Origin of the sequence: Hymenobacter cavernae (assembly GCF_014641455.1) — a bacterium.
Taxonomy (GTDB): Bacteria; Bacteroidota; Bacteroidia; order Cytophagales; family Hymenobacteraceae; genus Hymenobacter; species Hymenobacter cavernae.
On the sequence record NZ_BMHT01000009.1, the window covers coordinates 1 to 13126 of the forward strand.

The 13126-nt window shown below is 55.6% G+C and carries 11 protein-coding genes; 8 read left to right on the forward strand and 3 right to left on the reverse strand.

What is annotated here, in order from left to right:
- Positions 1 to 652: 652 nt before the first annotated feature.
- From IEX74_RS20550 to IEX74_RS20570, 5 genes are all read left to right on the forward strand, one after another.
- Positions 653 to 1354 (forward strand): DUF481 domain-containing protein, encoded by a 702-nt coding sequence (locus tag IEX74_RS20550; protein WP_188815922.1) that lies wholly within the window; start codon positions 653 to 655, stop codon positions 1352 to 1354.
- Between the two features lie 141 nt (positions 1355 to 1495).
- A complete protein-coding gene (locus IEX74_RS20555) occupies positions 1496 to 2038 on the forward strand; it encodes an RNA polymerase sigma factor (protein ID WP_188815923.1) in 543 nt (180 codons plus the stop codon).
- A 30-nt stretch (positions 2039 to 2068) separates the two neighbouring features.
- Positions 2069 to 2521: a hypothetical protein gene (locus IEX74_RS20560; RefSeq protein WP_188815924.1), complete on the forward strand. Its 453-nt coding sequence runs from the start codon at positions 2069 to 2071 to the stop codon at positions 2519 to 2521.
- 35 nt (positions 2522 to 2556) lie between these two features.
- The gene (locus IEX74_RS20565) at positions 2557 to 3039 is read left to right on the forward strand and encodes a hypothetical protein (protein ID WP_188815925.1); all 483 of its coding nucleotides are present in this window, start codon (positions 2557 to 2559) and stop codon (positions 3037 to 3039) included.
- A 188-nt stretch (positions 3040 to 3227) separates the two neighbouring features.
- A complete protein-coding gene (locus IEX74_RS20570) occupies positions 3228 to 4430 on the forward strand; it encodes an aspartate aminotransferase family protein (RefSeq protein WP_188815926.1) in 1203 nt (400 codons plus the stop codon).
- Between the two features lie 3 nt (positions 4431 to 4433).
- Here IEX74_RS20570 and IEX74_RS20575 read toward each other — a convergent pair whose 3' ends face one another.
- Positions 4434 to 4844, reverse strand: coding sequence for a tellurite resistance TerB family protein (locus tag IEX74_RS20575; protein ID WP_229755399.1), 411 nt, complete (start codon positions 4842 to 4844; stop codon positions 4434 to 4436).
- 303 nt (positions 4845 to 5147) lie between these two features.
- Between IEX74_RS20575 and pfkA the strand changes: the two genes are divergently transcribed.
- Positions 5148 to 6119: a 6-phosphofructokinase gene (gene pfkA, locus IEX74_RS20580; protein WP_188815928.1), complete on the forward strand. Its 972-nt coding sequence runs from the start codon at positions 5148 to 5150 to the stop codon at positions 6117 to 6119.
- A gap of 171 nt (positions 6120 to 6290) precedes the next feature.
- The gene (locus IEX74_RS20585; protein WP_188815929.1) at positions 6291 to 6869 is read left to right on the forward strand and encodes a hypothetical protein; all 579 of its coding nucleotides are present in this window, start codon (positions 6291 to 6293) and stop codon (positions 6867 to 6869) included.
- Here IEX74_RS20585 and miaA read toward each other — a convergent pair.
- Positions 6866 to 7801 carry a tRNA (adenosine(37)-N6)-dimethylallyltransferase MiaA gene (gene miaA / locus IEX74_RS20590; protein ID WP_188815930.1) on the reverse strand — a complete coding sequence of 312 codons (936 nt, stop codon included), beginning with the start codon at positions 7799 to 7801 and terminating at the stop codon, positions 6866 to 6868. The two genes, IEX74_RS20585 and miaA, sit on opposite strands and share 4 nt — an antisense overlap.
- On the reverse strand, positions 7798 to 8925 hold the full coding sequence (locus IEX74_RS20595) for a glycosyltransferase (protein ID WP_188815931.1): 1128 nt from the start codon (positions 8923 to 8925) through the stop codon (positions 7798 to 7800). Before IEX74_RS20595 ends, miaA begins: the two co-directional genes overlap by 4 nt.
- Positions 8926 to 9064: 139 nt before the next feature.
- Here IEX74_RS20595 and IEX74_RS20600 point away from each other — a divergent pair, with 139 nt between their 5' ends.
- A complete protein-coding gene (locus IEX74_RS20600) occupies positions 9065 to 13117 on the forward strand; it encodes a PAS domain S-box protein (RefSeq protein ID WP_188815932.1) in 4053 nt (1350 codons plus the stop codon).
- Positions 13118 to 13126: the final 9 nt, after the last annotated feature.

The following is a 13126-nucleotide window of genomic DNA, read 5'->3' on the forward strand; positions in this document are numbered from 1 at the left end:
GTGTATTTTTTGCGGGTCAGCGGCGAGCCGCTTGGAATGATTTTGTCGGGCATGGGCAGTGGAAGATAAGACTTGCCACTGTCTGTTTTTACTCGACCACCTCATAGCGCCATCTTTCCGGTAGGCAATCGTTAAGGTATGGCGGCCGACACTGAGCACAGAGCTGGTCAGTTTCATCCACTGCCAGCCCACTCCTGTACCTGATATCGACGCCACAGGCAAATGAAAGTATCAAAATCGTTCCCGGTAACGATTTATACAATGATAAGACATCATTACGTTCGTTTCGTTATTGCTACCCTACTAGCTTGTTCCTTGTTCGTCCTTGTGAGCCTGAAACATTCTGCCAGAGAATTGATCCAACTATATAGCGGCTTAAGGAAGCAATAGCAGCAGAGTGGTAGACCTAGGTTATTCTAATTGGCTGACCAAGGACTATGCCTCTGTATAGTTCCTACGCTGCTTGCCAGTCTTAAGTCTTAATTAGGGTACCAGCGGCATTGATAGCTCAGCAACCAGACGGTTAAACCGCGCGGCTTACCTTTGCGGCTCTTATGCTCACCAACAGCGCCGTCTACGGTGGCAATGTTGAGCCTGCCGTTTGCCTATGCCGAAGCTAGTTTCTGTTTGCCTGTTTCTTCTTGCGTATTTTTTGCTGTCAGTCGTAGCTCACGCCCAAAATCAGCAACAACCCGATACTACCCTCATCGTCTACAACGGTCAGCTGACGGGCGCCTACAGCCGTGGCGGCGTTAATCGCACCCTGATTTCTACTACGCAAGCTGTCATGTTTACCCGCGGCAAGCACCTAGGTTTACCCCTGAATGGCAGCTTCATTTATGGCAAACAGGATAGGTTACTGAAGGAGCGGGAGCTGCTGCTGAACGCCACACCGTATTATTATAAAGGACGGTTTCGCGCCTACGCCATCGGCGGCTTCGAGCGTAGCAACCTGCGCGGCATCACCGATCGGGTGCAGCTAGGTGCCGGACCGGGCTGGGCGTTCTACTCCGATACGTTGGGGCGGGAAGTGTCGGTGAGTAACTTGTTTATTCGAGAAAAAACCGACTTTTTGGATGGCACCCAGCAGATAACAGCCCGTAATTCCGTGCGTCTGAAGGTGGCCTACTCTATTAAGATTCTAACGCTTAGCTCCATCACCTTCTACCAGCCGTCGCTGGAAGACTTCAACAACTACCGCTTCAGCAATCTGACGACCCTAGCCCTGAAAGTTACCAAAACGCTGGCCGTCAACTTTTCCTACAACTACACGCACGAGAGCCAGTACAGCGAAGGCAAAGTGCCTGATAATACCAACGTGACGTTGGGCGTGTCGTACGCAACGAAGCGGTAAACCTAGGTACTGCCTGCACAAAAAGAACGTCATGCTTCGACAGGCGGACGCCAGATGAAGCATGACTAGTCGTAGATTAAACCTTGTGCTTTATCCTGCGTCTAACCTCTACTTTTTCACCGCCCTCTACCCTACTCCTGCTTGGAAGACCAGGAAATCTTAGCCAAGTTCGCTGACCCCGCCTCCCGCAACCTAGCCTTCAACCAACTGGTGCGCAAGTACCAGCAGAAGGTGTATTGGCATGTGCGGAAGATGGTTGTAGACCACGACGATGCCGACGACCTCACCCAGGATACGTTCGTAAAAGTGTGGAATCACCTGGGAAATTTTCGGCAGGATGCGTCGCTTTACACCTGGATTTACCGCATTGCTACCAATGAATGCCTGAGCTTTCTGTCTTCCAAGCGGCGCAAGTTCTTCCTGCCGCTCAATGATGTAAGCGAAGAGCTGGCCGCCAAGATGGAAGCCGACCCCAGCCTCGCCGGCGACGAAGTGGAGCTGAAGCTGCAAAAAGCCATTCTGCGCCTGCCCGACAAGCAGCGGTTGGTCTTCAACCTCAAGTACTACGAAGACATGAAGTACGAGGACATGGCCGAGGTGACGGGCACTTCCGTGGGTGCGCTCAAGGCCTCGTATCACCACGCGGTGAAAAAGATTGAGCAATACATTAACGAACCGTCTTAAACCTAGCCGCTTGTGCGGCCTCTAAGGATTATGAATACTCCTTTTCGTTTGGATGATCATCCGCGCCGGCCGCAGCCGCTGGCCCCGCCCCCGGATGGCTACTTCGACCGGCTGCCCACCCAGATTATGGCGCGGGTGCAGCCCGGTGCCAGTCAGGAACCGGCTGCTTTCGGCTGGCTGAAGGCTCTTTCGCTTCCGTTGCGCACTGCGTTGGGTTCGGTGGTTGTGCTCGGTGGCTTCGCCGCTACTTTCCTGCTGAATCAGCCCACCAACACACCGCACCTAGTCCACGCCAACCTAGCCAGCGTGCCCCGCGCCGAGATGGTGCAGTACCTGCTGGCCAGTGATGAGCGAGTGTCCCTCTCCGACCTTTCCGAACTACCTGTTGCTGACCAGGATATGGTACATGAGTACCTGAATGTTTCACCCGCTGAGGTGCAAGCCGCCCTGGACGAGCAGCCCACCGAACCTAGCTATTTGTAGCGTCAGCGCCTGATCATGCTTTTTCCTTTACTACGATGAATTACTTCCTTCGAAATACGCTGATTTTACTGCTCCTGCTAACCGGCACACTCCGCGTGCAGGCGCAACAAAGCGCTGAGCGCCAAGAGCGTATGAACCGCATTGAAAACGCGAAAATTGCTTTCCTAACGGATAAACTGTCGCTCACCCAAGAGCAGGCTCAACGCTTCTGGCCCGTCTACAACGAATTCACCGACAAGCGCCGCGACCTAGGTCAGAAGCAGAAGCAGCTTCGCAGCACGAAGGTTGAGTCGTTGAATGACCAGCAAATCCGCGACTTGCTTAAGCAGAACACCACGTTGCGCCAAAACGAGGTGAACCTGGAAAAAGAGTACTACGACAAGTTCCAGAAGGTGCTTTCGGTGCGGCAAACCGGCCAGCTCTTGGTTGCCGAGCGCGAGTTTACCCGCGAGATTCTCCAGAAGCTAGGTGGTGGCCGGCGTGGAGGCTCGCCGGCTCCGGCTGGCACTGCCAATTAATTATAAAGGCATAATAAGTACGAAAAGAGAGGCTGCAATAGCAGCCTCTCTTTTTTAGTTAAGGCCACTAATACTAGCGTGGGTACAGCCTCAAACCTAAGGCAGACACGAACCTATGCAGCTACTCAGTTACTTAATTACTCTTCGGCATGCATACTTTTGCGGCTTGAATTTGTTTGCCTAGTAATATGCTTACGCCGCGCCAGCTTTTTCTTCGCCACCAGGCCCAAACTTCCGATTTTCCTTTGCTGCTCGAAATTGAGCGGGCCGAAGGTGTGTACATGTACGCGCCCGATGGCCGCCGCTACCTGGATTTGATTTCCGGCATTGGGGTCAGCAACGTGGGGCACCGTCATCCGCGAGTAATACAAGCCATTAAAGACCAGGTTGATAAATACCTGCACCTGATGGTGTACGGCGAATTGGTGCAAGCACCACCCGCCGAATTGGCCGAAGCCTTGCACCAAACGCTACCCGCCCACCTCGACAACGTGTACTTCACTAACTCCGGCGCTGAAGCCGTGGAAGGTGCCCTGAAGCTGGCCAAGCGTCACACCGGCCGCACCGAGCTGATTTCCTGCCACCGCGCTTACCATGGCTCCACCCAGGGCGCTTTGTCGGTCACGGGCTCCGAAAGCTTCAAGCGCAACTACCGCCCACTGCTGCCGGATGTGCGCCACATTGAGTACAACAACTTCGCAGACCTAGGTCTCATTACGGAGCGTACCGCCGCCGTTATCATCGAAACTATCCAGGGCGAAGCCGGCGTGCGGGTGCCCACCAATGGCTACCTGCAAGCCTTACGCAAGCGCTGCCTGCTCACCGGCACGCTCCTAATTCTAGATGAAATTCAGTGTGGCTTTGGGCGCACGGGCACGTTCTGGGCTTTCGAGCAATTCGGCATCTGGCCCGATATCCTGGTGTGTGCCAAGGGCATGGGCGGCGGCATGCCGATTGGGGCCTTCATTTCGTCCCAAGAAATTATGTCGGGCTTCAAGACCAACCCGGTGCTGGGGCATTGCACCACCTTTGGGGGCCATCCGGTGTCGTGCGCGGCGTCGCTGGCCACGCTGCGCGTGATTCAGGAGGAGCAGCTGCTGGCGGGCGTACACGAAAAAGCCGCCCGTTTTCGGCGGCTTCTGCGGCATCCGGCCATTCAGGCCGTGCGCGGGCACGGGCTCCTTATGGCGGTTGAGTTCGATTCGTATGACGTGCTTAAGCCGATCATCGACCGGGCGCTGGAGCACGAAGGCATCCTGACGGATTGGTTCTTGTTCTGCGACAACTCGTTGCGCCTAGCCCCGCCCCTCATCATCACCGATGCCGAGATTGACGAAGCCTGCGCGGCCTTGCTACGCGCCATCACGCACGTAACCGGCGTGGCGGCCTAGGTTTTATTCTGCGTGTTTGTTGTTCTGCTCGTTGCACTCAAACCGCAGAAAGTTCTGGGTTTCTTCTTTGATCTGTTCCCGTGGCAGCCCATCCTTCACGCCCAGCGAGATTTTACGCACCAGCACCCCCACAATTGCCTTGCGAAAACCTAGCCTCTCGGCCATGCCAATGCAGAAATCCATCTCACTGTCGTCGACGATGCCATCGGCCAGCATCATGTCCACCAAGTCAAAGATCTGGTCGAAGCGCTCGGAGTCGTTATCCGGAATGAGCATTTTGACACTGCCAGCATTTGCCACAATGTTGCGAACCTCGGTAGCGCGCATTCCGTTCTTCTTGCCAACGGCCACAATGAAGTTCATTTCCCGTTCGTCGATATGACCATCGGCTTTGGCCAGGGTTGCCAGATTCATCAGGTGACTCTTTACTTTCTTTGTCTGCTCATTTTCGAAAAAACCAAACATACAGGCTATTGCTTAAAGGGGTGGATGGGTGTAGGAAACAAACCTTCCGCCGAAGGCGCAAGACAGAACGGGGGGCGTGTAAGTTAGCGGCTAGGTTGCTCAATTCCAACAGCATCGCATACGTAATGAGCCAAAAAAAAGCCGTTTGTTTTCACCTTTTATGATTGCTTTGGATAATGCCTGCATTTTTTCGGAGGGGATTTCCCAACTTTGCCCCGTCCGCTTCGGGCATTTTCCGCTTATCACATTACCATGAAACGTATAGGAGTCTTTACCAGCGGGGGTGATTCGCCGGGCATGAATGCATGTATCCGGGCGGTGGTGCGTACAGCTGTGTATCACGGCATTGAGGTGTATGGCATCATGCGCGGCTACAGCGGCATGATCAAGGGCGAGTTTGTGAAGCTCGATTCGGCCTCCGTTGCCAACACCGTACAGCGCGGCGGCACGATTCTCAAATCGGCCCGCAGCCAGAAATTCATGACCAAAGAAGGCCGCCAGCAGGCGTTCGACCAATTGGTGAACCACGGCATTGAAGGCCTGGTTGCGATTGGCGGCAACGGCACCTTCACCGGCGCTACCATCTTCGAGCGGGAATTTGGCATTCCCACCGTCGGCGCGCCGGGTACCATCGACAACGACCTCTTCGGCACCGACTATACCATCGGCTACGATACGGCCGTGAACACGGCCTTGGAAGCCATCGACAAGATCCGCGACACAGCCGACTCGCACGACCGCTGCTTTTTCATCGAAGTAATGGGCCGCGACTCGGGCTACATCGCCATTCCGTGCGCCATCGGTGGCGGCGCCGAAATCGTGATGGTGCCGGAAACGCAGATGTCGGAAGAAGCTGTGATTGAGACACTTCGCAACAGCTGGCGCCGGTCCAAAACTTCGTTCATTGTGGTAGTAGCTGAGGGTGAGAAGGAAGGCAACGTGACCCACGTAGCGGCCCGCGTGAAAGAAGCCATTCCGGAGTTGGATGCTCGCGTGACCATCATCGGGCACGTACAGCGCGGCGGCGCCCCCACCGCCTCCGACCGCCTGCTGGCCTCCCAGATCGGCATTGCCGCCGTAGAAGGCCTGATGAACGGCATGCGTAACGTGATGGCCGGCATCATCGACCGCAAGCTTGTCTACACTCCTTTTGAGGATACTATTTATAAGAAGAAGATGCTGAGCCAGAGCTTTATGCGGATGGTGGAAATCTTGAGCGTATAGCTTTTTCAGGCTTTATCGATTTCTAGCTGATAAGCGCACCTCAACAGGTGCGCTTATTTTTTATAGTTTAAAATCGATACTTTGCCACTACTATAAAGCACCTTCATCCTACCACTATTCATGTTTAATTTCTACTGCACAATTAGTTTAGCCACGCTCCTAAGCGCGGCCTTGCCCGCCTTTTCCCAAGATGCCTTTCCTCAGCCACGGGCCGCCTGGCAGCTAGGTTTAGGATCAGCAGGCATGGGAACCGGCGATTATATAGGTTTCAAGGCGCATGTAGAGTACGCGCCGCTATTCGGTCGCTACCTAGGTACGGGCACTCGGCTGGCTTTCGTCGGCGGTAGCCGTGAGTCATACAACTGGCTAAAGAATCCCACTCCTACCAGCAACGGTATCACCGTTCCGTTTGTGATGAGCTACCAGGCTCTCAATGCGGAGCAGGAAGTGTATATCTATCCTTTTGGCAACAATAAGAGAGTGCTGTTTGCGCTGGGTGGCGGCGGTTACCTAGGGTACTCTAATCGGTACGGGGCACCTGAAACCCGCGGTGATTTCACCACAGGAACTCCTACTGTTGTCCTCGACCAGGAGCATGGTGTGCACGTCGGCTATATGTTCTCCCTCAACCTCGACGTAGCAGTTGATGAAAACCGAAACTGGCTGGTTGGCGGCAAAGCATCCTTTCAGAACGACACTTTCGGCAACTCGCTGGCAACGTTGCAGCTGAAGCTAGGTCGACGGTTTTAAGCGGAGGCAGCCCGTTCAGCCAGCAGCTTTGCAATCTGCGCTTCCGCCTCATCCGGGTGCAGCCAGGTATAAGCCGGGTCGCGCCGAAACCACGTAAACTGGCGCTTGGCGTAGTGCCGGGTATTGCGCTTGAGCAGGCGCACGGTTTCGGGCCAATCCTGGAGCCCATCGAGGTAGTCGAACACCTCTTTGTAGCCGACGGTTTGCAGAGCATTGTGGTGGCGGTACGGCACTAGGCTTTCCACTTCGGCCAGCAGCCCTGCCGCTATCATCTGATCGACCCGCTGATCAATGCGCTCATAAAGCTCTTCCCGCTCGCGGGTAAGCACCACTTTCACCACGTCGAATGGTCGGCTAGGTTTGTTCTGCGCAGTATGAAAGCTCGAAAAAGGCTGGCCCGTGCTGCGCGTAACCTCCAGCGCCCGCAGCACCCGTTGCGGATTTTGCCGGTCGATGCGGGCGTACGTCACCGGGTCGCGCTGCGCCAGCTCGGCCACCAACGGCTCCAGACCTAGGCCGGCCAGCTCGCGCTGCAACTCCTCCCGCACCTGTGGGTTAGCTAAGGGCATCTCATCAAGTCCTTCAGTAACGGCTTGCAGGTACAAGCCCGAGCCACCCGTCAGGATGACGACTTGCTGCCGCTGAAATAGCTCCGCCAGCAACGCAAGCGCATCGGCCTCAAAGCGTCCGGCGTTATATTCTTCCTGAATGCTGTGCGAGTCAATAAAATGATGCGGCACGCCCTGCATTTCTTCCGGCGTAGGTTTGGCCGTTCCGATGCTCAGCTCCCGAAAGAACTGCCGCGAATCAGCCGACACAATCTCGGTTTGGAGGTGCTGCGCCAGTCGCACGCACAGCGCTGTTTTGCCTACGGCCGTGGGGCCGGCCACCACCAGCAGCGTTGGCCTGATGCTAGGTACTAACGAATTCATGCGGATACGGGCTGTGCTTTGATAAGCGTGGCGTATAAGGCCAGCAGGTGCTGCTCTTCCTGCTCCCAGTTAAGGTCGAGGCGGGCACGACGGCAATTGACGGCCAGCTGGTGGTAGCGGGCAGGCTCATCGCGAAGCAGCCGGTTGAGGGCTGCCGCAATGGCGGCCGGCGTCAGCGCTACTACTTCGGCCACTTCGTATTGCTCATTGAGGTGGCGGTACTCCGGAAAATCAACGACTATTTGCGGCACACCCGCGTGCAGGTAATCAAAGAACTTGTTTGCCAACGAGTAATAGTAGCTTAACCCCTGATTCTCAAGTAGCATCACGCCCACGGCGGCGCCCCTCGTCACTTCCCGCAACGCATCGGGCATCACATACCCTTTAAATTCCACTTGCCCACTGGCCAGCAAACCTAGGTTTGCCGCCCGCTGGCGCAGCTCGGCCGACAAGTCGCCTTCCCCACAAATCACCAACCGCCCTGCTACTTGCGGCATGGCATCGAGCAGCGCTTCCAGCCCCCGTCCAGCATTCAGCACGCCTTGGTACAGAATGTAGCCGCCTACTGGCGCTGCCAGCGGCGCGGGCGGCAGCTCGCGCCCATTCAGCCGACTGATGTTTCGTATCACCTCAAACGGCCGACCGTAGCGCTGCTCAAACAACCGCGCCAGCGCCGGCCCTACGGTGTACGCCAGGTGAGTACGCGGCACGATAAACCGCTCAACCCTGCGCCACAACCGCTGCACCACGGGCCGATTGACGACCTCCGGCACTTCCGTAAATAGCTCGTGCGCATCGTACACGAAAGGCTGCCGCCCTAGCTTTGCCCGCAGCCACACAGGCAGGGCAGTATCTAGGTCAATGGCGCACCAAACCGCCGCCCGCTGGCCCAATAGAAAGAACAGCAGCCGTAGGTTAAACTCTAGGTAGAACAGCTTCCCTTTGCTGTACCAGCAGTGCAGCCGGTGCTGCCGATACGGCTGCGCAACCAGCGGCAACGAGTGCGGCCAGGCCCGACCGACCAGCAGCACATCGTAGCCATTTCGGGCCAGGCTCCCGCAAATGCGTTGCATCCGCTGGTCATAATTCAAGTCCGTTGTGACGGTGAATAGCAATAAACTCATAAAGAATATTCCTGCTCCATTTTTCTACCGTAAGCTGCCAATAACAAGGCAAGTTGTTTGGGATATTTTCGACAAATTTAGGGGTTAAATCCGGGCACCTGTTCACTTCAAGCAAGGGTTCGTCGCCGTCCTATTGACAATGCCTATTCGCTCTATCCCCTCTACTGCCACAGCCGCTCAGCCTGTGTCTACCTCGCCGGATGTCTTCTATCGGACCCTTTTTGAAGAGGCCTACGATGGCCTGCTCCTCTATGATGAGCATGGGGTACTACTAGATTGCAACCAGACGATCTTGCGCTTTTTGGGTACAACCCGCGCTATGCTGCTGGCCTCCGGCCTGATGGCGTACGCTACTCAGGCGCCCGAAGAGCGCGAGGACCGGTGGTTCTCGGCGCCCATGCTCCACGAAGCCGTTATTCGTACAGCCCGTACGGGTCAGACGTTTGCTAAAAGCTGGCAAGGGCAGCGGAACAAAGCCCAGCTCAGCAGCTGGGCGACGCTGCACCGCGTAACGCTACCAGGCGGCCTCGTCCGGGTGCAGCTCACGCTCCGCGAAACGCCGCCCGTCGTGCAGCAGCCCGAGCCCACGCAGGCGCTTGTGGTAGATCAGAGCCGCCACCAACTGCGCGACATGCTGAGTCATACAAACTTAAGCTATGTATTACTTGACCGCGAAGGCACGATTAAGGATGTAAATGATTATTTTCTCGATTTTACGGAGTACACGCGCCAAGAGGTAATTGATCATAATTACTATGACCTATTTACGCCGCCCGCAGAGCGTGAAATGCGCCACAAGGGCTTTCTGACCCTCATTCAGGAAGAGCAGCTTCAGGATTACTACGAGCGGGCGCTTCTCACCAAGTCGGGTCAGGTGCGCATGGTGTACTGGCACGGTGAATTTGCGCGTGATGCAGCCCAGAAAATTACCGGAGCCTTCATGGTTGGCCGCGACCTGACGGACCGCCATGTTACGGCACGGGCACTGTCGGATAACCGGCACCGCTTGCAAGATTTTTTCGACAATGCGCATGATCTTATTCAGAACCTGAGCATTGACAACCGGTTCCTGTTCGTCAATAAAGCCTGGAAGGAAAAGCTAGGTTACGACGACGATGACCTGCCGCACCTGACGCTTGGCGATGTGGTGCATCCTTATTATAAGGCGAAGCTGCTGTATCAGCTGCGCAACCTCTACAAAGGCGAAAAGGTCAACAAGCTCGAAACGGTTTTCCTGACCAAATCAGGCAAGCCCGTTCACCTGATCGGCAGTATTTCCTGCTCGTGGCAGGATGCCGAGCCGGTGGCAACGCGCGCCATTCTGCACGACATTACGGACCGCATCAAGGCGGAGCGCCTGCAAAAGGTCTACTATAGCATTGCAAACCTAGCTATCAGCTCCAAGGACCTGCACTCCCTGTACGGCGCCATTCACCGCGAGCTGAGCAAGATCATTGAGACGAACAACTTCTACATAGCCCTGTGCGATGAGGAGCGCACGCACTTGCAGTTTGCCTATTTCGTTGACCAAAATTCCCAGGGTGAGCAGAATACCCGGTCGCGACCGTTCTCGTCGGGGCTGTCGGAGTACATTATTCGCACGGGTCGGCCTCAGTTTCTGCTTAAGCCCGAGCTTCAGGAGCTGATTGCCAATGGCACCATCACTGCCTACGGTCTGATGCCGGAAGTGATGCTGTGTTCGCCCCTGAGCATTGGCGAGCGAATCATTGGCGTGATTGCCGTGCAGGATTACCACAAAGCCGACGCCTACGCGGCCGGCGATATTGAGATTCTGCACTTTATCTCCAACCAGGTTGCGTTGGCCATTGAGCGCAAGCGCAATGAGGTGCAGATCAATAAGCAGAACGCCAGGCTGAATGCGATTTTCGAGAGCGGTTCCCACTTAATGTGGTCCGTGGACACACATTCGCGCCTGACTTCGTTCAACCGCAACTACTCGGCTTACTTCCTGCGGCGCAACGGTGTATACCCGGCCCTCAACATCAACTTATGGCAGGCTGACCTAGCCATGATGGAAGAGGAAACGAGGGAGCTTTTTGCCCAGAACTACCGCAAAGCCTTTGAAGGGCACCCGCAGCGCTTTGAGGTGCGCCTGCGTGATGCAAAAGGCCAGGATACCTGGCGCGAAATCTACCTCAACCCTATTTACCTCGATGACGGCTCTTTCGAGGAAATATCGGGTATTGCGCACGACATCACCGAGAAGAAAAGCTCGCAGCTGGAGCTAGCCGCGCAGGAAGAGAAGTTCCGCGCCATTTTCGAGTCGTTCCAGGACGTGTACTACCGCACCGACGAGCAGGGTATCTTGGTGCTGGTCAGCCCGTCAGTTCAAGAGACCCTAGGTTATGCGCCCGAGGAAGTTATCGGCACTTGTATTGCCGACTACTACGTTTACCCGCCGGAGCGGGATGGCTTGTTGACAAGCATCCGCGACCAGGGGGAGGCGCGCAATTTCGAGATAGCCATGCGCCATAAGGACGGGCACGCTGTGAGCATGCTCGTGAATGCGCGTCGTGCTGCCAGTGGCATCGGCGGCACAGAAGGTATCGGTCGTGACATCACAGAGTTCAAAGAAATGCAGGATGCGCTACGGTCGGCCAAAGACGAGGCCGAAGCAGCGCTGGAAGCTAAAACGCAGTTCCTGGCGAATATGAGCCACGAACTGCGCACGCCCATGAACGGCATCATCGGCATGATCGACTTGCTGCACCAGACGGTAGCGTCGGAGGAGCAGGAAGAATACGTGGACACTCTACGCAAGTCGTCGGAAGCCCTACTAGCCATCCTGAACGATATTCTGGATTTGTCGAAAATCCAGGCGGGCAAGCTGCAAGTCAGCGAGTCGGGCATTGATCTGCACTACACGCTCGATAAGATTCACTCGCTGTTTGCCAACCGGGCCAGCCAAAAGAATCTTGACTTTACGTACCACATCACGCCGCATACACCGCGCTTCATCATCACGGATGAGACGCGCCTGCTGCAAATTCTCTCCAATCTTACTTCTAACGCTATCAAGTTCACGGCCCAGGGTTCGGTGAGCGTACAGGTATCGTCGGTGGTAACGGATGGCGAGGAGCACACGCTGCGCTTTGCGGTTCAGGATTCCGGCATCGGCATTTCGGAGGAAAACGAGAAGCTGCTGTTCAATAACTTCACCCAGCTTGATACTACCCCCACGAAGGCTTTTGGTGGCACAGGCCTAGGTCTGGCCATTAGTAAGCAGCTATCCGAGTTGCTTGGCGGTGAGATTGGCGTGTTCTCGCACGAAGGCGAAGGCAGTACGTTCTGGTTTACAATTCGCTGCCGTGTAGCTTCCAACGAGGCCGAAATCGTGCAGGAGCGCGTGGCCTCGCGTGAGCGGACGCCGGAAGTAGTGCGCTTCGAATCGGTTCCGCACGTGCTGCTCGTCGACGACAACCCCATCAACCAGAAAGTGGCGGTGCGGTTGCTCGACAAGCTAGGCTGCAAGAGCGATGTCGCCAACGACGGCTTCGAAGCCATCAGCCGGGCTACCGATCCAAAAATGCACTATGATGTCATCTTCATGGACATTCAGATGCCCGAAATGGATGGCGTGACGGCTATGCAGGAGATCCGACAGCGGCTAGGCGAGAACTGCCCACCGGTGGTAGCCATGACGGCTTACTCTATGAAAGAAGATGCCGAGCGCTTCGTGCAGCAAGGCATGGATGACTACGTGTCGAAGCCGGTTAAAACCCACGATCTGTACACCGTGCTGCGTCGGTGGGCGTTCGTGGATAAGACCATGACGCCCACAGAGATTACCCCGGAAGTGCTACCTGAAGAAGATGCATTACCCACAACCGGGCTAATTGATTTAGACGTGGTAGAGCAGCTGCGCCAGCTAGGTGGTCCTGAATTTGCGGCGCAGCTCTACAGCGACTTTGAAACCGAAGCCGGACAGCTGCTTGAAGAAGCTACTGCATTGGTCAACGCCGGCGACTATCAGCAAATCCTGCCACACTTGCACCAACTGAAAGGCACAGGCTTTACGCTTGGCATCAACTTAGTGGCTGAACAAGCTAAGAGTCTGGAACATGACTTAAAAAAAGGACAAACCCATCATGTTGAGCGGGATTTCCAACTCTTGCTGCGTTACTTTGCGCAGTTCGTTGCCTCTTATTCTTCGCTGATCCATGCTGCTTAGCTTGGCAAC